The organism is Providencia alcalifaciens (assembly GCF_915403165.1).
GTDB classification, from domain to species: domain Bacteria; phylum Pseudomonadota; class Gammaproteobacteria; order Enterobacterales; family Enterobacteriaceae; genus Providencia; species Providencia alcalifaciens_C.
On the sequence record NZ_OU659204.1, the window covers coordinates 1520482 to 1545900 of the forward strand.

Here is a 25419-nt window from a genome sequence, read left to right on the forward strand (position 1 = left end):
CATTTTTAAAGATAGAAAGCAAAATGGTTACTATCATGTACTTCTGGGATAAAAAGGGAAAAGCTGCGACTTTACTTTGAGGAAACTAACCTGCTTCGGCAGGTTTTTTGTTTGCTTCAGTTTGCACTCCAACATCGATGACACTTGGTGGATAGCTAGCCCGTCCTTGGGCTGGGTGGTTATTTTTATAGGGAATAATAGTCAAACTTTGAGAGTAAATAATCAGCCTCTTCATTAGTTATACAATCACCAACAATAGACATAAATTTATCTTTATCTTTAATTGACCAAAAACTTTCAAACGCAGAACGTACTTCTCTTAGCTTATCATCGGATATTTTAGACGTAATACTATGTGCTTTATAATACTGAGAATGCCTAGCCGTTGGGTCAAGTGATGTTATAGGTGAGTTGATTGGAGTTATATTGCAATATGGAGTTATGTACTTTCTGTACATATCCTCTGCAAATTTAACTGCAACGCCTTCATCTAGTCGTTGCACTTCGTTCTTAAGATTCCCTGTAGCAGGGCTTAGGAGGTGAATGCACTCGTGGCACAATTCATAGAAAACTGATTCCCAAGAAGTGCAAGCATTACAAGAAATCATACATGATGGTGTTCTTGTGGTAACAAGCGAAACATTAGCTCAATTATATGGGACGCAGGTGAACAATATAAAAGTTAATTATTCACGCAATGCTAATCGTTTTATTGAAGGGAAACATTATTTCCTTGTACAAGGCGATGAATTAAAAGAGCTAAAGGACTTACCATCTTTAAGAGGGTTAGTTGATAAACACACTCCAAAGTTAACATTATGGACTGAGCGCGGAGCATCACGCCACGCTAAAATGTTAGAGACAGACCAAGCTTGGGATTACTTCGAACTACTAGAAGAAACTTATTTTACATCACGTAAAAATTCTGGCTTGCCTGTTAACTATATTGAAGCTTTGGAAAACTTACTTCAGTCTGAGAAAGAGAAGGCTGTCATTGCAGCTGAACGTGACCATGCAGTAGAAACAAAAGCATGGATTGGACATAAGCGCGAAGCTACAGCAATGGACACTGCATCAAAGGCAGTGCGTGAAAAGAACGCTTTAGCGGCTAAGATTGGCGAAAGTAAAAAACATGCCACGGTTTTATCTGTAGAGAAGAAGCTAGACAAAAAGTTTAAATGGCATCCATTGCGTAAATGGTGTTTAGAAAATAACGTCACACCAATGGAAGTACATGACGACAGGTACGGTTCAGTAAAATCATGGCCTGCCGAAGCATGGAAAGCTGTTCACGGTGTCGAACTAGCCAAACTGTTCTAGCCACATAGCCCAAGGACGGGCTTGTACATTACCAAGTAGGTATTATTGTGTATGTATACAGTGTTTTTGCAAGGTAAGTTAACTAGTAAATTGGAAATAGATGAGGCGGTATTGATTTTCTTGGTTACTCATAAAAATCTAAAATGAGAGGCTGAGGCTTTTTTTTTATTGAATGTATAAAGATAAAAAGATACATTATTGTATAATTGACTGTCAATTTAAGGCTTAAGATGAAAAAATATATTTTAAAAAACTCTCCTTTGATTATGGTGATTTTCGACCTAAGATTCAGCGCAATCTTAGATGAAATACTTAATAATGGTATTGGCGAATTTAAAATGGCACTGTATAAGCTTGGGTATACAATGCAAGAAGAGACGATGATTAATAGTGTTGATGCTAGTCCTAGTAAAATTCAAGGGTTTGAATTTAAAATGGACACAAAAAAAAGATGGGATTTTATAACTATTAATAGAGATGCAGGTGTTGTTTTAACTGATTCAGGCTTATGTTTGCGTGTTACAAATTATAAATCTTTTGAAAACTTTCAAAGCGAGTGGGTAAAAGTATTAAAGTCATTTTTAGTTTGCTTTCCTGATGCAGTAAATGCTGGAATTAAAAGAGTTGGTTTAAGATATGTGGATGTATTCTTTCCCCACAAAGGCCGGCCATATTCTGACTTAATAGCTGAAAAATTCCTGAGTGAACATCAAAGAAATTTAAGTAACAATCAAGATTCACTTCATTTTAATATTCATAAACAGGATACAAAGCATGGAGTACTTAACTCTATTCTAGAAGAGAGATACCCAATAAATGGAGCATTCAATGTTTTTCCTGAAAATTTAATGGACCCAGACCAGCTAAGTATGACTTTACCACCAAAGCCGTTTTGGGAAGAGAATGCAACATTAGGTAAATACGCGATTTTAGACATAGACCATGCGTGGAAGTGTAAAGAGCAAACAATAAATCTCTCAGAAGAGAATGTATTGGACAAATTAACTAGCTTGCATAGTGATAGCTCATCTCTTTTTTGGGATTATTTGAGTGAATTTGCAGATGCTGCTTGGGAAAAACACTCAATTTCTTAATGCTTGGAGGGGATATGATAATCCAATCAAATTCATGCAAAAAAGGGCTGATTACATCTATATTAGGGGTAGGTGCAATCATTCTGTCTTCATCAATTTCTGCTGGTGAATTAGAAAGTAATTATAGTCACATGTCTGTAGAGGTCGCCGATAAAAATGCAAAATGGAATAGGCTAATTCAAGCAGAAAGTGGCAGCTTTGCCCCTATACGCTCCAATGAAGCAGATGAGTCAACATTGAGTGCGTCAGAAATGATTTCGACCGTTTTCTCTAGCCTAGGAGTTAGAGTTTCGGACTTAGAAGATGTTTTGAAGGTAAAAAGAGCTACCTTGTATAATTGGAAGAATGATGGTGACGTAAAATCAGATGAGAATATAAAAAGGTTAAAGTTAGTATACTCAATAGCAAATGAAATTAGTGAGTTTAGCGCCAAGCCTTTTGGCCGTCTGGCTAAAACACATTTGTATCATGGGAAAAGCTATTTAGAGAGATTGAGTGAAGATCAATTAGACACAAAATTAATTATTGAACACGCTAAAATATTGAGCGATATAGTAGTTGCAAGAAGGGTTGCAGGCAAAAAAACAGCTCATGCCATGAATGATATAGTGAATATATCAGGAGAGCTTGCGCCTTATGAGTGAAATTGAAAAGTTACGATCGAAGATTCTGAATAATAACTGGTTACAAGGAAGTGTAATTGATTGTTATACGCTTAAAGAAGCAGCTGCGAAGATCACCGATAGTAACATAGATGACTTTATTTTGGGCATAGAGGAAAGAGAGCAGTACTGTGTTGTTGTTATAAGTATGAGCTGTGATGTTGTTTATGGTAACTGCGATGCTCTACCTAATGTTGAGTGCTACATAAGTCCTGTAAAAAATGGAACCGCAAGAAATGAGAATATAGCCGATCCAAGAAGGATGGTGTTGAACCACAATGGAAAGAAACTTGAATTGGATATGGCAAAGAAAATATCTATTGATAGACGAATACTAGCAATAGTAGGCCCTGACTCTCAATTGGCTGGGAATGCAATTAATTCAATTATTAGATGGACTGTTTCACAATATAATAGACTAGGATTGCCTGAATCGTTAGTGCGCAGAATAGGTAATATATTAAGAGATAAGGATTTTTGTCGTTGGCTTTCTGAAAACTCAAATGTAATAGAAGGCATCTTTATTGAGCTACCAACTTTAAAAGAACTAGATGATGAAGAAGTTTATGAAATTGGGTTTGTTTGTTTAGCTGACTGCTCTGGACAAGAAGCCATTGAACTAGATGAATTAGAAAAAGAATTCTATGATGTATTTTTAACAAAATTGGATAAGATTGAAACGATTAAATTACTGAACCATACGGATTATAGTGATCAAGATATAAGTGCCGTGATAGCAACTGATGACTTTACATATGATATGCTAAAAAGATTTCGTCGTTATCATTTAGATCATTACTCATTAGATTCTGGCAAAAATGAAAATTTGGTGGTAGCTTGATATTATACTTGCTAAAAACCCACTCCGGTGGGTTTTTTATTGCCTGAAATCAGGCGGATGACCCAACTACATAAATAAAATTTACCTTGATTTACATTTATTCGTGCGTAACATAAGAAAAAATTAACTATTGTGGTGGGATGATGTGTAACTTTAAAAGTCAATATCCTAGTGAAGTTGAAGTGGATGTTAAAATAAAAGAAAAAAATGTGCTTAAGACTCTTATAAGCATCGCTGGTATGTATATAGGAACAACATTATTAACTTTTTCCATTGCATTCGTTGCTCCTTTTCTTATAACCCAAGTTTTTGGTGGCGGCGTAAGTGCGTATGAAAAACCAGCACTAATAGCAAGTATAATTACCTTTATATTCGTAAAAATATTGGATTTATACTTACTTAGTGATAAATATCAAAATAGCACTCTAAAAAATAGAGTGAGAATTTTAATTGTTCAGTATGGGCTAGATATAGTTACACCTATGTGCTTCATCGTAGGATTTTTAGGGTATTCAACATGGTGGTATGTGGTAGTTGGGGTAGTGTCATCCGCTATTATGGGTATTTCTTATGGACGTAAATTAGCGACTACTAATTAAAGTTTGTACGTCTATTCATTTTGTTATTTCAGTATGATGTATGAACGCTTTATATACCTCTTAACTGAGGTCTTTTGCGTTCAATTGCTACAACTATTTGCTAATATTCAATCATTGATAATTAAGAGGTATTGATGATGAAAAGAATATTATTAGGGCTATTGCTTTGTTCTGTTGGGTTTGGAGTTGCAGCTAGCGATGAAGATAAAGAAATAAAAGTCATTGAGCATGCGAAGCAAGAGGCGTGTAAAGGCGATAAAAATTGCGAAAAATATTTCGTTGACGCTATAGGAATATCAGCGATGGTAGCGCGTTATCATGGAGAGTGCATTGTTGATAAAGATACATCAGAACAATGCAAGGATGCCGAAAAGCTATATAGGCATATTATGAATAAATATGAGAGCAATGGCTAACTACCAAAATAAACATAACCACCCACGGGTGGTTTTTTTTCGACTGGAGAAAGGTAAATGACAGATATTGCAACGATTTCGCTCAAGGCTGATACCTCAGATTTAGAGAGAGGGACACAGAAACTAAAAGAATTTGGTAGTGCTGCCGAAAAAGTTAATAGTTCGACAGAAGATTTAAATGAACAAATGAATAAGGGCGTTAGTCATCAAAAGAAAATATCTGATGCAGTAAAGAGGCAAAGGAAGGATTTTGATGACCTGCTAGATTCTATAAACCCGACTAACAAAGCATTTCAAAAATTAGACGAGTGGCAAGCTAAATTAGCTAGCGCTGGCAAAAAAGGACTTTACCTCAGTGACGAACTTTCAACATACAACAAGATACTCGATCAGACTAGAGATAAATTAATACGAGTTGAGATGTCTCTTACTGCTGAAGGGCAGGCGTTGTTAGCTCAAGAGGCTGCGACAAATAGAGCAAAGCAGGCTGCGGATGATTTCCTTAATTCATTAAAAAATCAGACCGATATTCTTGGAAAGACAAGAACTGAAATTCTTGAACTGAAAGCAGCTCAAATGGGCGTTTCGCAACAAGCAGCTCCAATGATAGCCAAACTGAAAGAACAAGAAAAAGCTTTCATGAATGGCTCTGTGACGATCGGGCAATACAAGCAAGCAATGCGACAGCTTCCAATGCAAATGACCGACATTGTGACATCGCTTGCATCTGGAATGCCAGTATGGATGGTAATGATTCAACAGGGCGGACAGATAAAGGACTCGTTTGGTGGCGTAGGTAACTCACTGAAAGCTTTGACATCGCTTATTACCCCGGCAAGAGTTGCAATGCTTGGGTTTTCTGGCGCTGCGGCAGCTGTTGCGATAGCCGCATATCAAGGGTCTAAAGAGTTTGGTGAATTCAACAAGCAGATTATTCTAACTGGAGGATACGCAGGGAAAACGGCATCACAACTTGATGCTTTAGCTAGAAGCCTATCTGGGAATGGCATCACGCAACATAGTATGGCAGATGCAATTTCGAAAGTGGTTGGGTCTGGCTCATTTTCTGGCGGCGTTGTTGATATGGTGTCAAAAACAGCAACTGCGATGGAGAAGGCAGTTGGCCAATCAGTAGATGAAACAATTAAACAATTTCAAAAGCTGAAAGATGACCCTGTGAGAGCTGTGACTGAATTAGATAAGTCTCTTCATTTTTTAACTGCCACTCAGCTAGAGCAAATAATGACACTGCAAGAGCAAGGCAAAGAGCAGGATGCCGCTAAGATAGCTATGGAGTCATACGCTAATGCCATGCAAGACCGCAGTAAGCAAATTAAAGATAATTTAGGGTCTCTTGAGTCCGCATGGGAAGGCGTGAAGGAAATGGCAAGCGGAGCATGGGATGCGATGCTAAATATTGGTCGAGAAAGAACGTTAGACCAGCAAATTAGAGAGTATGAAGAAAAGCTTGTTGAGTTTCAGGTAAATGTAGCCTCAAAAGGAATACACTTCAACAATACAGGCCAAACAGCTGACGACTTGCGTTATGAACTAGGGATACTTAAAGAGAAAAAATACCAGCGTGATATTGAGTCCGCAAGGGAAAATGGTGAAAGGTTAAGGGATGAAAAGGAGAAGGAAAGACTAAGAACTAGAGATGATTTGCAAAACAAGTACGCCAATAAAAAAATGCGCAGAGAAATTGACTATGCAAATCTAGAATCAAAAAAATGGGCGCTGACAAAAGAAGAGTATGAAGCCTATAAAAAAGAAATAGGCAGAAAGCATGCCGACCCAAGAACTCCTAAAACACCAAAAGGTAAAGAATACCGTCCAGATTATGGAACTCGAGCCGATGAATCAGCTAATGAAGCGCTTGTCTCTCTCCAGTCTCAACTGAAAGTATTGAAGGAGCATAAAACTGTTGCTGATGTGATAAGTGCAGAGCGCAAAAAGCTTTGGGATATGGAAGCTAAAATATCAGTAATAGAAGAAGCAAGGTCAACACGCAAACTCACCAAAGATGAGCAGGCACTATTAGCGAAGAAAGAAAGTGTCCTTGAATCACAAAAGGCATTAGCAGTTGCCGGGGATGCTGTCGAGCTTCAGAAGCAACATAACCGAGAGCTGGATAGACAACTCAAACGAGTAGAAGAAATCAATGCTAGAAGTCGTGCGTTGGATGTTGGGGCTGGTAAATCTGACCGCATGTACCAGCGTGATATCGCTCTTGAGCAAGCTAAATCACCAGCAGAGAAAAAGGCACTAGAGGATTATTACGGAAAAGAGGATTCTCTACGAGCCAATTGGGAAGCTGGGGTTAAAAAGGGGTTCGCAGAATTCCAAGACCAAGCGACGAATGTTTACGGTAACGTGGCTCAAATCAGTCAGTCTTTCTTTCAAGGAATGAGCAACAGCCTTTCAGACTTTGTTATCACAGGTAAAGCGAACTTAGGTGACTTCACTCGTTCATTCTTAGAAATGACCACTAAGATGCTAATGCAAATGGCGATGCTGAATGCAATGAAGGCTGCATTTGGTGGAACGGCAGTCGGTGGTTTCCTAGGGTTCGCTGGCGGCGGGTACACTGGTGATGGAGGCAAGTATGACGCCGCTGGAGTTGTCCATAGAGGTGAGTTCGTATTCGACAAGGACAGCACAGCCAAGCTAGGTAAAGCCAACCTATACCGTCTGATGGACGCTGGTAAGAAAGGCTACGCTTCAGGTGGTTATGTTGGTGGCTCTCAGCCAATGTCAGTTAATCAACCACGAGTTCAGGTTTACGGTGCTCAACCTGCTGGTGGGGTTAACGTGAATGTTAACCTTGGTGGTATTAGTGTTGAGGGAGGCGGTCGGCAACAAGGTTCTATGCAGAACACAGATATGAAAGCTGCTGAGCAGTCATTAACAAATAAGATTAAACGCCTAATGGTCTCCGAAAGTCGTGAAGGCGGCGATTTATACAAGATAATCAAAGCTGTTTCTGGTGGAAGATAAGAGCAGCAATTACATTGAAAATAAGAGGTAGTTATGAATATCGAAACATTACAACGTGAAATTATGAGCTTGAAAGAATCGGCGCTCATCCAGTCCAATCAAATCACCACATTGCAAATGCAGGTCGCCGACATGCAAAAGGTAGCGACCTGTGATGACGGAACTAAAAAAAATATTTTGGCCGCACTGGCTAAATCAGTATCTGATGAAAACAGTGCATTTTATGATGTTATACCGAGAGTTATGACTTCTTAAATTTATTTAGAATAATATTTAAGTGATTGATTTTATATGCATGGTTCTCTTTGTGAATTTGGATATCATCACCACTTTTAACTAGTGTTTCTAGTGTCTCATCAAGTATTTTTCTTACTAAAGATAAATCGTTTTCATCTAAGTATTTAGTGGTAAGGATGCCAAGTATCGTGGCATGAACAATCAATTTATTCTGAATGTCATAAATAATAGGGATGATTGATTCTAATTCATTTCCTGCATCAATCTGATGTTTTTTATCCATGTAAAACCTCACGCCGAAGCTAATCAGCCATCACTTCGGTTAAATTCACTGGGCTGACCTTTAACCATAAACCAAATTTAACTATTTAATATCCTGATATTTGATCATTAGGCTGATTCGTATCGTCTATTTAAGAGGTAATCCATGATTGAAGAATTTAAGTGGCGAACTCAAACGCAAGACGCGCCAACCGGCGAATTCAAACATCGAATAAAAGAGGTTGAATTTGGTGATGGATATAAGCAAGTGGCAGGCGATGGTATTAATACAGAGTCTCAATCATGGCCTATCACCTACACAGGGCATAAATCTGAGGTGATGCCTATTTTTTCCTTTATCCGAACACACACAGCAAAATCATTTATCTGGACACCGCCATTTGGTGATAAAGGGCTGTATCGAGTGAAAGCGGATTCAATCACGCTGAAACCGATTGGTGGTAGCTCTATCACCATATCTGCAACGTTTGAACAGGCATTTAGTGCATGAACATAACATCTGATATTCAAAGGTTAGAGCCGGGCAATAAAGTTCAGTTGATTGAAGTAGACGGCAGTGAATTTGATGGTCCAGTTCTTCGATTCCATGCTTACAACCTACCGCACACGCCAGAAGAAATTGACGCCTCTAGGGGTAACATCAAACCTAAACCTATTTGGTGGCAAGGCAATGAGTACGGTGCGTGGTCTTATGAAGTCGAAGGGATAGCGAAAAATAGCGATGGAAGTCCTGCTAGGCCTATATTGAGAGTGGCTAACATTGATGGGCTCATCTCTTCTCTGTGCTTGCAATTTGATGACATGGCATTAGCAAAAGTCACTATTTATGAAACCTTTGCTCACTATCTTGATGATAAAAATTTCCCAGATGGAAACCCAGCGGCTAACCCTGAAGAGTGTTTTAAACAAGTTTATTACATTGACCGCAAGACTAGTGAAGTCGCCGGGGAATCTGTTGAATTTGAGCTGTCCAGCCCATTCGATTTGCAGGGGATAATGATACCCGTTCGCCAGATACACAACCTCTGCTACTGGTGCATGAAAGGTGATTACCGAAGCGGTCGAGGGTGTAATTATACGGGGAATAAATACTTCGATGAGCGTGGCGAACCTGTCGATGATCCAGCATTAGATAAATGCGGTGGACTCATCGGTGATTGTAAAAAACGCTTTGGTGAAAATGAACCTTTAGATTTTGGAGGGTTCCCTGCGGCGGGATTAATACGATGATCACAATAAAATTAACTGAGGCGATATTTCAGCATGTAAAAGCTGAATATCCCAAAGAGGCGTGTGGCATTATTTGCCAAAAAAGCAGAGTTAAAAAATACTTCCCCTGCCGTAATCTATCCGATAATCCCATTGAACACTTTGAGCTTTCCCCTGAAGACTATGCCAATGCTGAAGATTGGGGCAATCCTATAGCGATAGTGCATAGTCATTGCGGGGATGGCGTGACGTCTCAGCCGAGTGAAATTGATAAGTTACAGTGTGATGCGACAGGGTTGTCGTGGGTAATAGCGTCATGGCCAGAAGGTGATATTCGTACTATTCAGCCTCGCGTAGAACGTGAGTTAGAGGGGCGTCCGTTTGTGTTGGGTCATGCGGATTGCTGGTCGCTCATCATGGATTACTACCGACAAACTCACGGCATAGTGCTGCGTAACTACAGCGTCGAAAATCACTGGTGGGAAGAGGGCGGAAACCTGTACATGGACAACTGGCAGCAAGAGGGCTTTGTTGAGTTCTCCGGTGACTTGAAAGAAGGTGATATGGTCATTATGCAAGTACAGGCGGACGTTCCGAACCATGCGGGGGTGATAGTGAATGGCATGTTACTTCATCACTTGTACGGACAGCTCAGCCGAATAGTTCCTTACAGTGATTACTGGCGCGATAGAACGGTAAAAATAGTCAGACGCAAGGAGTTGGCATGAGTTTAAAAACAATACGGCTCTATGGCATTTTGGGTGCCAAGTTTGGACGTGAGCATAGACTTGCTATCGATTCACCACGCGAAGCAATTAAGGCGCTATCTGTTCTCTATGATGGGTTTGAACAGTTCTTGGCAAATGCACACCTGAGGGGGCTAGAGTTTGCTGTGTTCAAAGGCAAGCGAAATATTGAAGAAGATGAATTGCATCTTGATACCTGCGAAGAAATTCGCATTGCTCCTGTAATCAAAGGTAGTAAGCGTGGTGGTTTCTTCCAGACTATTTTAGGTGTGGCACTAATTGGTGTTGCCATGTTTGCGCCGTGGGGAGCTGCACTGTGGGCCAGCGACATGATTGGTGCGATTGGTGCCGCAGTGGCATTGGGTGGTGTTGTCCAAATGCTATCCCCTCAACCAAAAGGCCTGTCAATGCGACAAGATGCGGACAATAAGCCATCCTATGCTTTTGGCGGATCAGTGAACACAACAGCACAGGGTAATCCGGTACCGCTTTTGTATGGGCTAGACCGACGTGAGGTCGGTGGGGCGATTATCTCTGCGGGGATATATACCGAAGACCAAAAATAGCGAGATAAACAGAACAATATTAGCGGCTTAAATGCCGCTTTTTTTATGGGTGAAATATGGAAACGATATACGGTGCCAAAGGTGGCGGTGGTGGCGGTCATACGCCCGTCGAATCAAAAGACAGCTTACTCTCCGAATCTACCGCAAAAATTCTGTTAGCGGTCTCTGAAGGTGAAATTGCAGGCGGGCTGGATGATACTCGTATTTTCCTCGACGATACACCGATAGGCAACTCAGACGGTACCAAAAACTTCGAAGGCGTGACGTGGGAGTTTAGACCGGGCAGCGAGCAGCAAGAATATATTCAGGGTATTCCCTCTGTCGATAATGATATTTCTGTCGGCATGGAGCTGAAAGACGACCAACCGTATGTCAGAATGATTAACAATACTCAGCTATCCGCCGTTCGTGTTCGCTTGTCGGTACCGCAATTAATGCGGCAGCATGATAATGGGGACACGACAGGCTACCTCATTGATTACGCTATTGATTTATCGACGGATGGAACAGGATATAAAGAACTCGTTAAGTCAGCGTTTGATGGAAAAACAACAAGCGAATACCAACGCACCCATCGCGTTGATTTACCCAAAGCCACCACTGGTTGGCAATTGCGTATTCGTCGGCTTACGAAGAATCAGAACACTGCTCGCATCGCTGATAAAGTCACGATTGCGGCTCTAACTGAGGTGATTGATGCAAAGTTGCGTTACCCAAACACAGCACTTCTCTTTATCACATTCAATGCACGCCAATTTAATAATCGCATCCCTAAAATCAGTGTTCGTCCGAAAGGTGGATTACTGATTAAAGTACCTAATAACTATGATCCGGTTAATCGAACTTACTCAGGTGTATGGGATGGCACCTTTAAGCTGGCCGCAACCAATAATCCAGCGTGGGTGTTCTATGATTTAGTGCTCAATAATCGCTATGGTTGCGGTGACCGGATCAAGGCTTCTCAGATTGAAAAGTGGGACTTGTATAAGATTGCACAATATTGTGATGAACTAGTGCCGGATGGGCGCGGTGGTGACGGTAAAGAGCCTCGTTTCTTGTGTGATGTGTATATCCAATCGCAAGAGTCAGCCTACACCGTACTGCGTGACATTGCGGCGATATTCCGCGGTATGACGTTTTGGGCTGATAATAAAGTGAATGCAGTTGCAGACATGCCATCCAGTATCTTCCGTACGTTCACCAATGCCAATATTGTCGGCGGTAAACCATCATATTCAGGTGGCAGTATCCAGAATCGCTATACGCAAGCACTGGTATCTTTTACTGATACAGATAATCACAGTAATGATGATGTTGAAGCGGTTGCTGACCTAAAGCTTCAGCGTCGTTATGGTGTACGCAAAACTGAGTTATCCGCGATTGGCTGCACCCGTAGAAGTGAAGCAAATCGTCGCGGACGTTGGGCATTACTCACAAATGCGAATGACCGCATGATCACCTTTGCTACAGGACTAGAAGGGGCTATTCCTTCTCCTGGTCATATTATCGCGGTAGCCGATTCAAATTTGGCTGGGCGTGATACCGGTGGGCGTATCTCTTCTGCGAATGGGAGAAATATTACCCTCGATAGAGTCACCTCAATTAAAGCGGGTGACCGCCTGATCATCAACTTGCCTGATGGGAAGTCAGAGGGGCGAACCGTTACTTCGGTAAACAAAAAAGTGGTCACGGTTTCCGTTGAGTATTCGCAAGTACCGCAAAAAGAGGCTGTATGGGTCGTTGATTCGGATGATTTAGCCGTCCAACTATATCGAGTGATTAATATCAGCGACAACGGCGATAACACTTACACTATCAGTGGTGCCATTCATAACCCTGACAATTATGAACACATTGACTCCGGCGCACGAATTGATGAGCGTCCTATTACCGTTATTCCTCCAAGTGTTCAGTCAGCGCCAATAAATGTGAAAATTTCTTCTTACTCAAGGATTGATCAAGGCATAGCATTTTCAACATTAAGTGTCAGTTGGGAAGCGCCTGTGAGTGCTATTGCGTATGAGGCACAGTGGCGTCGTGATAACAGTAACTGGGTCAATGTACCTAGAACTTCATCACTGGGATTTGATGTTGACGGGATTTACTCTGGACGATATCAAGTGCGTGTTAGGGCGATTAATGCGTCTGAAATTTCCAGTATTTGGGCAAATGCGCCAGAAACCACATTAACAGGAAAGGTAGGAAACCCACCGAAGCCAGTAAACTTTAGGGCCTCACCACTTGTGCTCGGTATTAAGCTTGATTGGGGATTGGGTGATAACACGGGTGATACGTTAAAAACAGAGATTCAGTACAGTAAAACCAATGATGGCAATGGGCTCATGTTGCTTGCAGATGTTCCTTACCCATCGCGTTCTCATGAGTTAGCGGGTTTAGCTGCGGGCATTGCTTTTTACTTCAGGGCGAGGCTGGTGGATAAATCAGGCAATGAATCGGAATGGACTTCATTTGTTCGCGGGGAGTCTGAGTTTGACGTTGACACTATCATGCCTGTGCTGGACGAACATTTCATGTCATCTGAGGCGGGGAAGCAATTAGATAAAAAGCTCGAATGGTTAAATGAAGCCGCATTAATTAATAGTGCAGCGACCTATGAACTTCAAGAGAGTTTACTTACTCTTCATGGCGATTCTAGAGCCGAAGTTAAAGAATTGAAGCGTGTCTATGCAGACAGTGAGAAAGCGTGGGCAGAGAAGTACACGACTGTTACTGCTTCAATTAACGGGGTTCAATCTGAAATCAAGAGATTAGACCAAGCGATTTCTACGTTAGATAGTGCATTTTCTCAATCAATCACCGAAGTTACAGCATCAATTAATCAAGTTGACAAATCACTGGGAGAAACAAATAAATCGGTTTCTGCCATTGAAGCGGGTGTAGTCAAACAAGATAAAGCGATTGCTGAATTAAATAAGTCATTCGCTGAGTCTCAAGCCCAAGTGCAAGTGAAGTTTAAAGACCAGGAAGCGTTAATCAATACCAAGATGCAAGCTGAGTTCGAACAGGGAGCAGGCTATGCGATGCACAGTACGAATATCACTATTGTTGTTGATGGTAAAAAATACAATGCCGCAGGTATGGTGATTAGTGCTGAATTAAAGGCGGGTAAGGTCGAGTCATTCATCGGTTTCAATGCGAATAATTTTGCTTTCTACAATCCTACGAGTGGAAAGATGGAGATATTCATGTATATGAAAAATGGACAACTTTTTGTTAAAGAAGCCTTTATCGCAGACGCATCAATAGACACTGCAAAAATCAAGGATGGTTCCATCACAAACGCAAAAATCGGCAACATTATTCAGTCCAATGATTACGAGGCTGGCAAGAAAGGCTGGAAAATATCTAAAGGTGGTGATACTGAGTTCAATAATGCCATTTTCAGAGGGAAAATTGACGGTGCTGATGGGGACTTTAAAGGTACTGTGTATGTTGAGAATTTGAAAGGAAACATCGTATCTGTGACAAGGGATATCTATATAAATAAGAGCTGGCAAGGTTCAGGTGTTGTCGAGTTGTTTAAAGTTAAACGTCGAACTAAATCGTGTTATGTATGGGTGCAGGGGGCGTTAAATCCGACAGAGAAAATCCCGTCATACATGGGAGTTGAGACCCCAAATAGGGCTGCGCTGGCTTATCGTGCTCCGGGGTTTTCAACTAATGGAGGTGGTGAGAAAGGGTTTTGCACAGTCTATGTTGATGGTGCAAGTCCAACCAATGCATTCTCTTATGGGCTTTCAAATGGAGATAATATGAGTGATTTTTACGCGGTAAATGAGTTTGTTGTCGAAGTACCTGCCGGAGAAGGAACATCGAGTATTGGAATAAGCATTCCACACAAAGGCGGAGAAGTGACTCGTTTTGTTATGCGGGCCCGAGTAATTGTGTTCCCTTATACAGATGAAGTTATTGTGTAGTGATGCATAGTAAGATTAATACAACAAGCCGCTTAATTGCGGTTTTTTTGCGTCCAAATTTTGGAGTTAAAAAATGATTTATCAAACAGGCACAATCGCAACTACAGCAGGACAAACAAAAATAAAAGGCACAGGAACGCGCTGGAAAGATAATTTGGCCGGCGTCTCTGAAGGTTGCCCAATCTCAATCTTTATCAATAATGCTGTGCATATGAACACCGTGTTATCCGTGAATTCAGATACAGAGATTAATCTTACCTATCCGGTATCTGTAACAGCTTCAGCGGCCAAGTATCAGATTGCCACATTCGTTCTGGACAGCATGAGTGACGGCGTTCGCAAGATGCTTGCGAATCAGCAGTATATCCAGTATTTCCTCCGCAACATGGATACGTGGATGACGCAGGATGGCATTGTTGAAATCAAAACTCCAACCGGGGAAACAGTAAAGCTAGAAAGTATCATTGCGCTGAAAAAACTGATTGATGGAAAAATGGCAGTGGGAGCTAATGGATTAGGAGCAAGTCCATCAGGTAACACTCAACCAGTAACTTACAAAGATGCCGACAAACTAGAGGCTAATGGATTCTATGCGGCATCTGGTGGCGACGCCATAAACTTTGCCCAGCTATACTCAGCTATTTTAGTTATGACAAGGCAAGGCGGTTCAGATAATTCAGGAATGGTAGACCAACTTCAACTTGGTAACGGAAGACTATACGGTCGTAGCCGAACTGGCATGAGGTGGTCTGGTTGGATGTCGCCAATTTATCCAGGTGACTATGGGATTGGTTTGAGTCCAAGTGAAGCAACTAATATACCTTTTCTTGATAACGTCAACAGGACGGATTTAAGATCGGGGCGCTATCGTATAGGTCCAACTACATCTGGAACATTTCCACCGAATAGCGCAGGGTACGGCGGTGTCCTATATCACGATACCTATGGCATCCATCAAGCAACCGGTAGAGTCTATTGTACTCAGATGCTACTCAGATATTCTGATAAGGACGATCAAATCGCTAGAAGGTCTTTTGACCCGATTGCTAATAGCTGGACTCAATGGAAAGAGATTCAAAGGGTTGGTGATTTCGGATGGGGCGGCAGAGGTGAAGGCGTCGCCCAAAACTGGACTGATGCAAGTATAGTTGAGCACTTTAGAGCCAACGCGTCTACTATATGGCGAACAGAAGCTGTTAACAACTGGGCTTACAGATACGCGCCAAATCTAATGTTCAAGACTGGGGACACGTTTGCAAGTATTTCTATCGATATATATTCAGGTAAAGTGAAAACAGCTGCGGGCATAACCGCAAACACAGCAACCTATAAATCTAATACTCTATGGGGCTCCTCTAACACTACAGTAGATAGTGCCGGTAACATTAAATCAGCGTCCCCGGTTGTTAAGCTGTTTAATGATAAAGCTGAGAACAATGACGAATCCGAAGGTGTCACTCTCGAAAAACTTGGTACCGGGCTTTATAAACTCAAAGGTACTCTCGGTATGAACTCTGATGCGAGTTGGGGGGGCTATAATGGAGGTATTGTCATTCCAAAAGGAATCAATGGATTGGAACTAGTCTGGGCTGATTACAAAGTTCTTGCCGACGGTGACATTCTCATTGAGACACACTACCGCAAACACACTGATTTACCGCCACCGATTCTACTCAAACGCCTGACTACATACCCTGAATTCATGGACGAAAACGGCGATGAACTCGAAAGCTACGCTCCGTGCGATATCCCAACGGGCCACTGGATTGATGTTCGTGTAAATATGCCGAGTGATTCCATCTACAATCAGAGGCTAGCTGAAGCAGAGCGATTAGCGAAAATTGAAGCTGAACGGGTGGCGCGAGAAGAGGCTAAAAAAGCTGCGTGTGGGGAAGCTGAGAGTGAAAAGCAAGATATCTGTGAGAATGACACCTTGCTGTAATGCTCTACTTACGCTCATATACTTCCAACGCTTCACATACATCAATACCAAGTATCTCGGCAATAACCATCAAGTCATCTACATAGACTAAATCATCCCCGTTTTCGATGCGAATATACCCAGCTTCTGAGATTGTTAAGTTTTTAACAATTTCCGATGTTGAGATATTTTTCTCTATGCGTTTTTGCTTGATGAAGTTGCCGAGATTTTTATTTTTCATTGAGAGTTGCCGGGGAATGATTTTGAGGAAGTATAGCATGGAGGGGAAATCACTGTGTCGAAATTGTGATTTGAGGATGAGGGAATTTATCTAATGGGGCATATTTGGGGCAAAAAATTACCGCAAATGAACTCGAACTATCTAACAGTTCTAAATCAGCTTGCGGTAATTGTCTGTATTTTCACGTTGTAGCACGAATATGCTAGCTTACTTATTTGTATGCCGTCATATTATGTCAATGCCGGTGTGATTATTATTCTCTAATACTCAAGTATTGATACGAAACGCAGGCAATGCCTGCGTTTTTTATTTGCTTTAAAATTGTGAAATATGCATCAAAAAATAAGTTAATCTATTACTGTTTTATTTTAACATTTTAAATATAACCATTTCTTACTCAATATAGGGTAAATAGGTCATATGCTAAATCAGCATTTATCTTATGAACTCAATGATAGTGAGTGTGTTATGAGTAATGATATTAATGAAATTCACGAGAATAATATTGTTAATAGAATAGAATATGAAAGTGTGATTAAGAAAGGTACGTTTTTTATATTAAATAGTAGTGGTGAAACCATTAATTCTATTGTTGTAAGTTATTATTCAGGGTTGAAAGGAAATAAAACGACACAACGAATTGATAAGCTAGAACATTTAGAAATGGCTACTTCTGGATGCGAATTCACATACACTGTAATGGCATGGAGTCATACGGACTATTGGGATATTGATTTCAAAATATCAACAGGGAAAATCATATCTTTTAGGAAGAAGGCCTGTAATATCCGGCATTGGGATAATGGAATTGTGATTATTAATATAGTTAAAGATTTTAAATTATATATAAAATTTTCGAATTCAGGTGGTTGCCATAGTTAATTTTTCAATAAAGATTGGAGACAAATGGATAACGTAATAGAAAAAGCAATTTCAACTAACCATACTGGTTATTTCTATGTGATGAATTGTTCTTTACAAGAGCTAAAATCTGTTAGTGTCACACATTCTACAGATTACTCCCATAGTATGCTCCATATTACTGCTGATTACAGTAACCTACAAAATATGAATACAACTAAATTAGGACATTCATTTCCATATGAAACGGGTTTTTTATCCCACTTTGATTACTGGACTGTTGAGATAGAAACTGCATCTGGGTACAAATATAAAACTAATGACTATTTTCTTTGTAACCTAAGTTATGACGATGATGGTTTTGTGTATATGGCTATTCTTCCTGATTTATCAGTTCATACTATTTTTTCTTATTCAACAGGGTGTGTGAATCATTTAATAAACAATTTTTCTAAATAGGATTTATGTAATGAATAAAAAAATAATTTTATTAAATTGTGTATTATTCTCAAGTTTTTCGATGGCAAATCAAATTAATATAAATAGGGCATTTGCAGATAATTGTAATACTTATATCAATAAAGAGAAAAGAATTTCTACTATCACATTAGGTGAGCAGGATGTGAATAATAAAAGGGCTTTTTTCACAATAACTTTGCGTGATGGTGATTCAGATACAAAGGAAATATCTATATTGGAATCGGTTGGAAATGATTATGGTAGAGCAATGTTCCAGCTTATGAATACTGCATATCTATCAAATTCAAATATTAAAATAACACGTTGTGAGCTCAATAAAATTGCGGGTGCTTCAATAGCCTATAAATAAAGAAATACGTTTTTTGACAGCTAGAGGGTACTTAATACCCTCATTTTTATAAGCCGCTTAGATGTTTCTGATTAAGAATATGTTTACTTTATACATCTGGAAGTGCTATCGAGTTTTTTGACTAACCAGAGACCACTTTGCTTCATCGCGTAACCAAATAAAACGCCGACAATAAGCGACGGGATAGTCAATTGCCAATTTCCTTGAGCGGCAAAGGTTGCACAGGCACCAATAAAGGTTCCTGGGATATAGGCAAGCCACGATTTTTGGGCTTGAAAACACATGATAAAAGCGATAACCGTAGTCACAAAGTAGCCTGCAAAATTAGGTAAGTCATGGGTGAGTTTATCGCTATGAATAATGACTAATCCCCAAACAACACCACTTAGCGCTGTTAATGCAGTGACAAGCAATCCCTTTATCCCTTCTTTGGGATAAGCAAAATAAGCCGTGCAGCCTAAAAATCCCGCCCAACTGATCAAGCCAAATACATCTGCAACCCATGCCCATAACCCAGAAAGAATTGCAGTCGTTAATGATAGAGAAAAAAGTAGTTTCACAATGCGTACTTCATGAATGAGTTAAGATAACAAATTTAAGAAAGCTGAGCATTGTATAGAGGGATGTAACGCGTTGCAATTGGAGAGTTATTTTTTTGAAGTAGGTCATACTGAGGACATATTAAATTAGGCCCTACCTTATCTATACTATTTATGCGTGTTCAATACGCACTGTTTGATAGAGGATACTTTAATGGTCCTATTGATGGTGTGATGGGACCTGCAACACGTACGGCAATTAACAATTATCGCAGAGCACATGGCTTGCCATTAACCGCTTATATTGATGTTGATTTACTGAATTCATTAGGAATTTATGCATCAAGTTAAGATCTTCTGGATAAAGACTAAATTGTTATAGAAATTAAAAATAGCACCAATAAAATTGGTGCTATACATTAATGGCATTAGAGAGGAAAGCGTAAGAGATTACTGGCTTTTAATCTTGGCAGTTACCAATATCACCAGCCGTAGGCAATACCTGCACCAATAACCGCACTATCAGAATTATTCCAAGAAATAGAGCTACGGACGTTTAAATTTTGTTTAATTTGATATTGAGCACCCGCGGCGACGGCTTTGCCATTCTTGAAATTACCTGCGCCTAAACCCATGCTGAAACGGTTGCCCGTAACATAGGGAATATTGCTCATTGCAGCTACGGAAGCGATACCTGCATTGGCATCACGAGCGGTTTGGTTGATTTTACTTTCCATTTGGTCCAGTCGCGAATTGAACTGCTTAAATTGTCTCTTATCGAGAGTATTTTGTTGATCAAGTTTATTAAAGCGCTCTGTATTTAAGGTTTGTTGATTACGCATGATTACATCTGCGTACTCCTTGCTTTTTTGTTCCGCCTCTTCAATAAGTAGGCTAGTCACTGCATCACTATCTTTAACGCTGATCTTTAATTCCTCGATAGCTGTATTTAATACTAACGTATCTTTTTCATGTTTTTTGTTTGTATCATTAATTAATAATGTCGTAATTGCTTCGCTTCTAAATACTTCATCATCAATATTTTTTTTATTTTTAGTTTCACTCTTGACAATACTTTTTTCTAGATTAGATAGTGAGCCTTTCATTTTTTGGAGAGAATTTGATAATGTATTACTATTTTTTAAGCTCTCTTCTTGATAGTCATTGGTTTTATCAGTTAAATCGTTAATAGAACTATTTAATACATTAATTGATAAACTATTATCTTTAATTTTATCGTCTAAATTATCTAGTGTATTTTGTAGATGTAGAGCAGAAGGAGTAGGTGATGAAAGCGATGTACCTATAACTGGTGTTGGAGGATTGTAGTTCGGTCTAAATAAAGGATCATTGGATGACGGGTTAGAGCTTTCTGCAGTGGATATGTTAGTTAATGGTGATAACGTTTCTATAGCTGTACTGTAGATATCAAGGGCTGGCATCATCTCATTTACTATGTTTATATATTTTTCAGCTTTAGCTTCATTCGCAATATCTATAGTGCTTCGATTATCTTCATGTCGATGTTCTGGATAATCATAAGGTGCATTTATCTCATCTTTATAGTTATCTATTGCAAATGTTTGAGAGGATAGAGATGTGAGAATAACCACACTAAGTGTACTTAATAATAATTTATTTTTCATAACGAAATTTCCATATAACGAATAAAAATCAGAAAGGAATAATTCAGGTAAATTATTCTTCAGAAAAAAACGTTGGAATGATAATTTGGATATTAAAAAAAATAAAATCCGTTTTTATTTTTAATTAACTCGGAAAAATCGTGTTGGATGAAGATTAATACAATGGGATTGATGAAGGGAATGAAGTGTAATCCTTAGATGCTTTAAAGCAATTTAAAGATTAATTTTTACTAGGCTAATAATTTAGAAAAAGGGGAATACTAAATACATTCCCCAATTATGGTATGAACTATTTTTTCACTTTATGGATGATGTCAAAATACTTGGTTTTATCATCCTGTGATGGGTAGATGCGGTAAGTGTACTCTTCCGGTGTCACCGTCACGTTTTCAACCACACGCGTGAACAGGACTTCACCTTTGTCATCTTTGGCCGTTAATGAACGGGTTTTGCCATCTTCGCTGAATGACCAATCACCCTGCATTTTTGGAGCTCCTTCAAGAGTTAGCATCTTAAAAGTGCCATCGGGGTAATATTCTGCAAGCCCAAAGAAGTTTGCCACTTGTTTATCTGTTGCTGGCACCTCTTTTTTATCTTGATCGACAGCTTGAGTCGTCACCCAGACTTTATCAATCATAATCTCTTCATAGGCATTGGCTTTTTTGGCGCTAACGGCTTGTTTTGCAACAGGTGCTGTTGAGTTAGCTTGAGCCGTAAAAGCGGCAGTGGTGGACATCACAATCAGGGCGGCAATAATCGGTTTTAATTTCATAAGAACTCCATTTATTAAGATTAGAAATGTGAGTAACAAAATCGAACAGGTCTTCATCATTAATTAAACAGCGAACAAAGCAAAGGTAAGAATTATGATTAAGTATTAAAAACGTAAGCTTATGTTGGGTTATGTATTCAAAGAAAAGGGTTATCAGCAAACAGAATTCGGCTTATCCCGTGTAAATTTTCTGTTAAAAACAGTATTAAATAGAAAGTCGAAATAAAATTATAGCTAAGCTATCTAATCAGTGTTAATTCAGATTTATATTTTGATCGGTTCGCCATGTAAAATTTACAAATACTATTTTATGCGGACTATCTGATCTCGATGAAATACGTTGGGCCTGCCTGTAGAAATGGGCTGTACGGAGAGTTTTCTGGTGATTTCAGATGTATTTTGTCTTAGATCATGTTATTTTTCTGTGAAATTTTCATCTCCAAGCCACTTTGCCATTTTTTGCATCTTTTGTGGGCAAAAAAAGGGCGATACTTTGACTCATAGGTTTGAGTAAAAATACATGGGCTTGAGTAAAAGTCATTGAATCAACAGGATTTTAGCTATGGCAGTAAGAGAGATTATTGAAATTCCAGATGAAAGATTGCGTATTCAGTGCAGTCCCGTTACGGATTTCGCAGCAGTACAAACATTGGTCGATGATTTAATTGAAACCATGTACAGCACTGACAACGGTATTGGGCTGGCGGCAACGCAAATCGCCGAAACTAAAGCCATTATGGTGATTGATATTTCGGAAGAACGTAATGAGCCAATGGTATTTATCAACCCGCAAATTATTGAGAGCGAAGGGGAGACAAGCTATCAAGAGGGTTGTTTATCCGTACCAGATGTTTACGCGGATGTACCACGCTTTTTACGTGTGAAGGTGAAGGCGTTTGACCGTGACGGCAAGGAGTTTGTTGTCGACAGTGACGAGTTTTTAGCGATTGTCATGCAACATGAAATTGACCATTTAAACGGTAAAGTGTTTATTGACCACTTATCCACGTTAAAGCGCAATATGTTGTTGAAAAAGCTTAAAAAGCAGCAAAGATTGAAACAGCAGTAAAGATTAAAATAACAGCAATCCCCGTCTATTTTACGGCTTCCCGAGACCCAACAAGTGTGATTCGGGGAGCTGCTATTGCGTGCTTTGTGCCAATTGGGTTGTCCTATTAAGTTAAGCGTCAGGTGAACTGCCTGACACTTTACCGTTTACTCGAGAGGTTTAATAACCCTTGGAGCATCGGGTTGATCAAATTGGCCGTAGCTATTATTCAAAACCTTTTGTTGGTCGAGCTGTTTGATTTCTTTACTTAAAAAATTCAAATGATTTTGTAAGTGTTCTTTTGTCACTCGTTCGTTTTCAATGATCTGGTGTAGTAACTGCACAAAGTCGTCAGTAATAGGTTGTTCCTGCTCATATTCTTCAGTCAGAGCCGTTAAATTCTCAACGGCAAGGACATATTCAGTTTCACGGGAGATTAATGACTCCCATTCCCCTGATTGTGCGAGCGAAACTAAGTTTTCACTTAATATTAAGACATTACGATATATTTCAAGTAAATAGAGAGGATTTTTATTGTCCACCTGGTTATCTTTCATCCACATTTGCACCGATTTGTTGCCATGCAGAGGCGATATCGGAGAGTAATTGGTAAACTTCTTGGACATAAGTCACGTTATTTTCTATGTTGGCGCGGAGCAATTGCCGCGTCATGTATTCATACAAATTCGCTAAATTTTCAGCAAGTTCGCCACCAGCCTCGTAATTTAGCGATTGTTTTAATCCCGTGTCAATGATGTCGATTGCTTTTGAGATTTCTTTACCCTTTTCAGCAATGTTTCCCTGCTCCATAAAAATCTCTCCCCGTTTAAGGGCACTTAAGGCCCCTTTAAACAGGATTTGGATCAGTTGATACGGGGTCGCATTGGCGATTTCACTCTCCAAACTGACCTGCTGATAGGCTTGATTAGCTTTACGTTGATACATACGGTTAACCTAAAAGTCTGCCTAATGAATTAGTGGTGCTGTTCAATGAACTCATCATTTTATCGAGGTTCTGGAACTGTCTACGGTGCATATCCATAGTATTTTCAATTTGCTTATTAGTTTGTTCAATACGCTTGTCTAAGCTTTTTTTCTTACGTTGAACACCATCGGTTGCGTTATGTAGCGTACCTTCTTTCGTATCTAACGTTTCTTTTAGAAAGTTAAAGTTTTCCGTGGCAAATCCGGTTTTTTCACCGTCACCAGCAAAGAATACTTTTACGCTAGATGGGTTATCTTTTAGTGCACTATCGAGTTTTTTACTGTCGATTTCTAATGTACCGTCCAGCTTTTGCTTAATCCCCATTTTATTCAGCAGGTTTAATTCACCGCTATCTTGTGGGCTACGTACTTGGGTACGTAAGGTACTTTGAATAGTGCGAAGAGTAGAGTCGCCAATTAATGGTCCATTGGTTTTATCTGGAGTGGTGCCATTTTTAGTTGGTGTATATTTAGTGAGTTCTTTGGCTAAGGTTTGGAACTCATTATAGGCATCCACCCACGCTTTGATTTTAGCTTTAGCTGGTTCAATATCTTCAGAGATAATTAAATGGTCTGATTTACCATCTTCACTTTCTTTCTTTAAAGACAGAGTTAAACCAGGAAATAGGTCTTTGGCTTCGTTAGTTTGTGACTCTAATTCGAAACCATCAATAATGAGTTCAGCATTTTGTGGTGGAACTTTTTGTTCCATGCCGCTCTTGGCTTCATCCACAATCGTGACTTTACCATCGACTAAGGTTGATTCGACATTCAGCACTTTTGCTAATTTATCATCGCCATCAACACTGATACTCATACGGTTATCAGTACCCGCTTTTTTCGAGGTGACAACTAAGTGGTATTGATTGTCTTTATCTTTGATAACAGAAGCAGAAACGCCTTTATCGGTTTTATTAATGGCGTCGGCAATCTCGATTAATGATGTGCTACCTGCATCAAGCTTGATGACGATTTTATCTTTATCTTCTTTTTGTGAAGGCTGAGTGATCGTAATCGTGCGTTCTTTCTCTGAACCACCTAGTAATTCTTTATTATCGCTATGCCCTTTAGTGGCGATAGTTTGCGCCTTAGCCAGTTGGGTGACTTTAACGTCATGTACACCAGCAACCGCTTTACCATCGGTTTTGACATCAAAGGCTTTATATTCACCACTCACTTTGGTCGTACTGATGTCTTGATATTTCTTGAGATCTTCCGCCGCTTTTTTCAGTTTTTCTAATGAAGATTGCATCTTACCAAATGCACTGATTTGCGCATCATAGCTGGCTTTTTGTTGTGTTAATGGATCTAAGCGGCGCTTTTCCATCGCCTCCAATTGGTCCATTTGTACATTTAAGTCTAAGTTAGCCCCGATACCAAGTGTGGATATGCCTGCCATAAATCTCTCCTGAATATTAAACCCTGAAAATAAATTCGTATTTAGTCCTTTATCGGCGAATTGGGGAAAAATATTAGACTATTCTGAGAAATAATAATGGAAGGAGTTAAACCGTAAAAAGCAGGTAATTAGGCTTATTGAATAAAAATGATAAGGACATTAACCATAATCGAAGGGTTTAATAAAAAATTTAGTGTGAAAAAAGCTGATTCCAACGCACTTTTGCCGTTATTCGTGAAAAAATTTTATAAAAATGGCTAAAGGGGTTTTGG

Annotated in this window: 27 protein-coding genes and 1 pseudogene; 19 read left to right on the forward strand and 9 right to left on the reverse strand. The window is 39.7% G+C overall.

The genetic code is table 11. The features are described 5' to 3' along the window. Positions 1-185: 185 nt before the first annotated feature. Complete coding sequence (locus LDO73_RS06890; protein ID WP_224060761.1) at positions 186-503, reverse strand: hypothetical protein; 318 nt, start codon at positions 501-503, stop codon at positions 186-188. Between the two features lie 82 nt (positions 504-585). On the opposite strand from LDO73_RS06890, the gene LDO73_RS06895 reads away from it, so the two are divergent. The 8 genes from LDO73_RS06895 to LDO73_RS06930 all read left to right on the forward strand — a co-directional run bounded on the left by LDO73_RS06895 (position 586) and on the right by LDO73_RS06930 (position 8184). Further along, the gene (locus tag LDO73_RS06895; protein WP_224060762.1) at positions 586-1320 is read left to right on the forward strand and encodes an ORF6N domain-containing protein; all 735 of its coding nucleotides are present in this window, start codon (positions 586-588) and stop codon (positions 1318-1320) included. A gap of 230 nt (positions 1321-1550) precedes the next feature. Continuing rightward, entirely contained in the window at positions 1551-2414 is an 864-nt protein-coding gene (locus tag LDO73_RS06900) for a TIGR04255 family protein (RefSeq protein ID WP_224060763.1), read from the forward strand. Positions 2415-2428: 14 nt separating this feature from the next. Further along, entirely contained in the window at positions 2429-3058 is a 630-nt protein-coding gene (locus tag LDO73_RS06905; RefSeq protein ID WP_224060764.1) for a hypothetical protein, read from the forward strand. Further along, on the forward strand, positions 3051-3917 hold the full coding sequence (locus tag LDO73_RS06910; RefSeq protein ID WP_224060765.1) for a hypothetical protein: 867 nt from the start codon (positions 3051-3053) through the stop codon (positions 3915-3917). Before LDO73_RS06905 ends, LDO73_RS06910 begins: the two co-directional genes overlap by 8 nt. Positions 3918-4060: 143 nt before the next feature. Then, positions 4061-4516 (forward strand): hypothetical protein, encoded by a 456-nt coding sequence (locus LDO73_RS06915; protein ID WP_224060766.1) that lies wholly within the window; start codon positions 4061-4063, stop codon positions 4514-4516. 134 nt (positions 4517-4650) lie between these two features. Next, the gene (locus tag LDO73_RS06920; protein ID WP_224060767.1) at positions 4651-4932 is read left to right on the forward strand and encodes a hypothetical protein; all 282 of its coding nucleotides are present in this window, start codon (positions 4651-4653) and stop codon (positions 4930-4932) included. Between the two features lie 57 nt (positions 4933-4989). Further along, positions 4990-7929: a phage tail tape measure protein gene (locus tag LDO73_RS06925; protein ID WP_224060768.1), complete on the forward strand. Its 2940-nt coding sequence runs from the start codon at positions 4990-4992 to the stop codon at positions 7927-7929. Positions 7930-7962: 33 nt separating this feature from the next. Next, positions 7963-8184 carry a hypothetical protein gene (locus tag LDO73_RS06930; RefSeq protein WP_224060769.1) on the forward strand — a complete coding sequence of 74 codons (222 nt, stop codon included), beginning with the start codon at positions 7963-7965 and terminating at the stop codon, positions 8182-8184. On the opposite strand, the gene LDO73_RS06935 is transcribed toward LDO73_RS06930, so the two are convergent. Then, on the reverse strand, positions 8171-8449 hold the full coding sequence (locus tag LDO73_RS06935; protein ID WP_224060770.1) for a hypothetical protein: 279 nt from the start codon (positions 8447-8449) through the stop codon (positions 8171-8173). The two genes, LDO73_RS06930 and LDO73_RS06935, sit on opposite strands and share 14 nt — an antisense overlap. A 144-nt stretch (positions 8450-8593) precedes the next feature. On the opposite strand from LDO73_RS06935, the gene LDO73_RS06940 reads away from it, so the two are divergent. From LDO73_RS06940 to LDO73_RS06965, 6 genes are all read left to right on the forward strand, one after another. Continuing rightward, entirely contained in the window at positions 8594-8938 is a 345-nt protein-coding gene (locus tag LDO73_RS06940; protein WP_224060771.1) for a phage tail protein, read from the forward strand. Further along, positions 8935-9678: a phage minor tail protein L gene (locus LDO73_RS06945; protein ID WP_224060772.1), complete on the forward strand. Its 744-nt coding sequence runs from the start codon at positions 8935-8937 to the stop codon at positions 9676-9678. The genes LDO73_RS06940 and LDO73_RS06945 overlap by 4 nt, the downstream gene beginning before the upstream one ends. Then, positions 9675-10385 carry a C40 family peptidase gene (locus LDO73_RS06950; protein WP_224060773.1) on the forward strand — a complete coding sequence of 237 codons (711 nt, stop codon included), beginning with the start codon at positions 9675-9677 and terminating at the stop codon, positions 10383-10385. The genes LDO73_RS06945 and LDO73_RS06950 overlap by 4 nt, the downstream gene beginning before the upstream one ends. Further along, on the forward strand, positions 10382-10969 hold the full coding sequence (locus tag LDO73_RS06955) for a tail assembly protein (protein WP_224060774.1): 588 nt from the start codon (positions 10382-10384) through the stop codon (positions 10967-10969). Before LDO73_RS06950 ends, LDO73_RS06955 begins: the two co-directional genes overlap by 4 nt. Positions 10970-11025: 56 nt before the next feature. After that, positions 11026-14907, forward strand: coding sequence for a host specificity protein J (locus tag LDO73_RS06960; protein ID WP_224060775.1), 3882 nt, complete (start codon positions 11026-11028; stop codon positions 14905-14907). A 73-nt stretch (positions 14908-14980) separates the two neighbouring features. Then, complete coding sequence (locus LDO73_RS06965; protein WP_224060776.1) at positions 14981-16849, forward strand: hypothetical protein; 1869 nt, start codon at positions 14981-14983, stop codon at positions 16847-16849. Positions 16850-16853: 4 nt separating this feature from the next. On the opposite strand, the gene LDO73_RS06970 is transcribed toward LDO73_RS06965, so the two are convergent. Next, complete coding sequence (locus tag LDO73_RS06970) at positions 16854-17069, reverse strand: helix-turn-helix domain-containing protein (protein WP_224060777.1); 216 nt, start codon at positions 17067-17069, stop codon at positions 16854-16856. Positions 17070-17537: 468 nt separating this feature from the next. On the opposite strand from LDO73_RS06970, the gene LDO73_RS06975 reads away from it, so the two are divergent. The 3 genes from LDO73_RS06975 to LDO73_RS06985 are packed head-to-tail and all read left to right on the forward strand — an operon-like array spanning position 17538 to position 18759. Then, positions 17538-17951, forward strand: coding sequence for a hypothetical protein (locus LDO73_RS06975; RefSeq protein WP_224060778.1), 414 nt, complete (start codon positions 17538-17540; stop codon positions 17949-17951). A gap of 24 nt (positions 17952-17975) precedes the next feature. Beyond that, on the forward strand, positions 17976-18389 hold the full coding sequence (locus LDO73_RS06980) for a hypothetical protein (RefSeq protein ID WP_224060779.1): 414 nt from the start codon (positions 17976-17978) through the stop codon (positions 18387-18389). Positions 18390-18399: 10 nt separating this feature from the next. Next, positions 18400-18759: a hypothetical protein gene (locus LDO73_RS06985; protein ID WP_224060780.1), complete on the forward strand. Its 360-nt coding sequence runs from the start codon at positions 18400-18402 to the stop codon at positions 18757-18759. A gap of 83 nt (positions 18760-18842) precedes the next feature. Here the strand turns inward: LDO73_RS06985 and LDO73_RS06990 are convergent, their stop codons facing one another. After that, a complete protein-coding gene (locus tag LDO73_RS06990) occupies positions 18843-19319 on the reverse strand; it encodes a DUF1097 domain-containing protein (RefSeq protein WP_224060781.1) in 477 nt (158 codons plus the stop codon). A 147-nt stretch (positions 19320-19466) separates the two neighbouring features. Here LDO73_RS06990 and LDO73_RS06995 point away from each other — a divergent pair. After that, a pseudogene (locus LDO73_RS06995) lies at positions 19467-19649 on the forward strand (peptidoglycan-binding protein); the annotation flags it as partial. Positions 19650-19780: 131 nt separating this feature from the next. On the opposite strand, the gene LDO73_RS18115 reads toward LDO73_RS06995, so the two are convergent. Together LDO73_RS18115 and LDO73_RS07005 are read right to left on the reverse strand one after the other, a co-directional pair. Further along, positions 19781-20944: a YadA C-terminal domain-containing protein gene (locus LDO73_RS18115; RefSeq protein WP_224060782.1), complete on the reverse strand. Its 1164-nt coding sequence runs from the start codon at positions 20942-20944 to the stop codon at positions 19781-19783. A gap of 289 nt (positions 20945-21233) precedes the next feature. Next, entirely contained in the window at positions 21234-21716 is a 483-nt protein-coding gene (locus LDO73_RS07005) for a DUF4822 domain-containing protein (RefSeq protein ID WP_224060783.1), read from the reverse strand. A 562-nt stretch (positions 21717-22278) separates the two neighbouring features. Between LDO73_RS07005 and def the strand changes: the two genes are divergently transcribed. After that, on the forward strand, positions 22279-22785 hold the full coding sequence (gene def / locus LDO73_RS07010; protein ID WP_224060784.1) for a peptide deformylase: 507 nt from the start codon (positions 22279-22281) through the stop codon (positions 22783-22785). Positions 22786-22931: 146 nt separating this feature from the next. Here the strand turns inward: def and fliT are convergent, their stop codons facing one another. Genes fliT through fliD form a run of 3 tightly spaced genes read right to left on the reverse strand, consistent with a single transcriptional unit; the run spans position 22932 to position 25147 of the window. After that, positions 22932-23321, reverse strand: coding sequence for a flagellar protein FliT (gene fliT / locus LDO73_RS07015; protein ID WP_224060785.1), 390 nt, complete (start codon positions 23319-23321; stop codon positions 22932-22934). Next, positions 23311-23709, reverse strand: coding sequence for a flagellar export chaperone FliS (gene fliS, locus LDO73_RS07020; protein WP_224060786.1), 399 nt, complete (start codon positions 23707-23709; stop codon positions 23311-23313). The genes fliT and fliS overlap by 11 nt, the downstream gene beginning before the upstream one ends. Before the next feature lie 4 nt (positions 23710-23713). Beyond that, positions 23714-25147, reverse strand: coding sequence for a flagellar filament capping protein FliD (gene fliD, locus LDO73_RS07025; RefSeq protein WP_224060787.1), 1434 nt, complete (start codon positions 25145-25147; stop codon positions 23714-23716). Positions 25148-25419: the final 272 nt, after the last annotated feature.

Bases quoted from the DNA above. Each gene is read 5' to 3' on its own strand.
- LDO73_RS06900 (WP_224060763.1), top strand. From the start codon at position 1,551: ATGAAAAAATATATTTTAAAAAACTCTCCTTTGATTATGGTGATTTTC.
- LDO73_RS06905 (WP_224060764.1), top strand. From the start codon at position 2,429: ATGATAATCCAATCAAATTCATGCAAAAAAGGGCTGATTACATCTATA.
- LDO73_RS06910 (WP_224060765.1), top strand. From the start codon at position 3,051: ATGAGTGAAATTGAAAAGTTACGATCGAAGATTCTGAATAATAACTGG.
- LDO73_RS06915 (WP_224060766.1), top strand. From the start codon at position 4,061: ATGTGTAACTTTAAAAGTCAATATCCTAGTGAAGTTGAAGTGGATGTT.
- LDO73_RS06920 (WP_224060767.1), top strand. From the start codon at position 4,651: ATGATGAAAAGAATATTATTAGGGCTATTGCTTTGTTCTGTTGGGTTT.
- LDO73_RS06925 (WP_224060768.1), top strand. From the start codon at position 4,990: ATGACAGATATTGCAACGATTTCGCTCAAGGCTGATACCTCAGATTTA.
- LDO73_RS06930 (WP_224060769.1), top strand. From the start codon at position 7,963: ATGAATATCGAAACATTACAACGTGAAATTATGAGCTTGAAAGAATCG.
- LDO73_RS06935 (WP_224060770.1), bottom strand. From the start codon at position 8,449: ATGGATAAAAAACATCAGATTGATGCAGGAAATGAATTAGAATCAATC.
- LDO73_RS06940 (WP_224060771.1), top strand. From the start codon at position 8,594: ATGATTGAAGAATTTAAGTGGCGAACTCAAACGCAAGACGCGCCAACC.
- LDO73_RS06945 (WP_224060772.1), top strand. From the start codon at position 8,935: ATGAACATAACATCTGATATTCAAAGGTTAGAGCCGGGCAATAAAGTT.
- LDO73_RS06950 (WP_224060773.1), top strand. From the start codon at position 9,675: ATGATCACAATAAAATTAACTGAGGCGATATTTCAGCATGTAAAAGCT.
- LDO73_RS06955 (WP_224060774.1), top strand. From the start codon at position 10,382: ATGAGTTTAAAAACAATACGGCTCTATGGCATTTTGGGTGCCAAGTTT.
- LDO73_RS06960 (WP_224060775.1), top strand. From the start codon at position 11,026: ATGGAAACGATATACGGTGCCAAAGGTGGCGGTGGTGGCGGTCATACG.
- LDO73_RS06965 (WP_224060776.1), top strand. From the start codon at position 14,981: ATGATTTATCAAACAGGCACAATCGCAACTACAGCAGGACAAACAAAA.
- LDO73_RS06970 (WP_224060777.1), bottom strand. From the start codon at position 17,069: ATGAAAAATAAAAATCTCGGCAACTTCATCAAGCAAAAACGCATAGAG.
- LDO73_RS06975 (WP_224060778.1), top strand. From the start codon at position 17,538: ATGAGTAATGATATTAATGAAATTCACGAGAATAATATTGTTAATAGA.
- LDO73_RS06980 (WP_224060779.1), top strand. From the start codon at position 17,976: ATGGATAACGTAATAGAAAAAGCAATTTCAACTAACCATACTGGTTAT.
- LDO73_RS06985 (WP_224060780.1), top strand. From the start codon at position 18,400: ATGAATAAAAAAATAATTTTATTAAATTGTGTATTATTCTCAAGTTTT.
- LDO73_RS18115 (WP_224060782.1), bottom strand. From the start codon at position 20,944: ATGAAAAATAAATTATTATTAAGTACACTTAGTGTGGTTATTCTCACA.
- LDO73_RS07005 (WP_224060783.1), bottom strand. From the start codon at position 21,716: ATGAAATTAAAACCGATTATTGCCGCCCTGATTGTGATGTCCACCACT.
- def (WP_224060784.1), top strand. From the start codon at position 22,279: ATGGCAGTAAGAGAGATTATTGAAATTCCAGATGAAAGATTGCGTATT.
- fliT (WP_224060785.1), bottom strand. From the start codon at position 23,321: ATGAAAGATAACCAGGTGGACAATAAAAATCCTCTCTATTTACTTGAA.
- fliS (WP_224060786.1), bottom strand. From the start codon at position 23,709: ATGTATCAACGTAAAGCTAATCAAGCCTATCAGCAGGTCAGTTTGGAG.
- fliD (WP_224060787.1), bottom strand. From the start codon at position 25,147: ATGGCAGGCATATCCACACTTGGTATCGGGGCTAACTTAGACTTAAAT.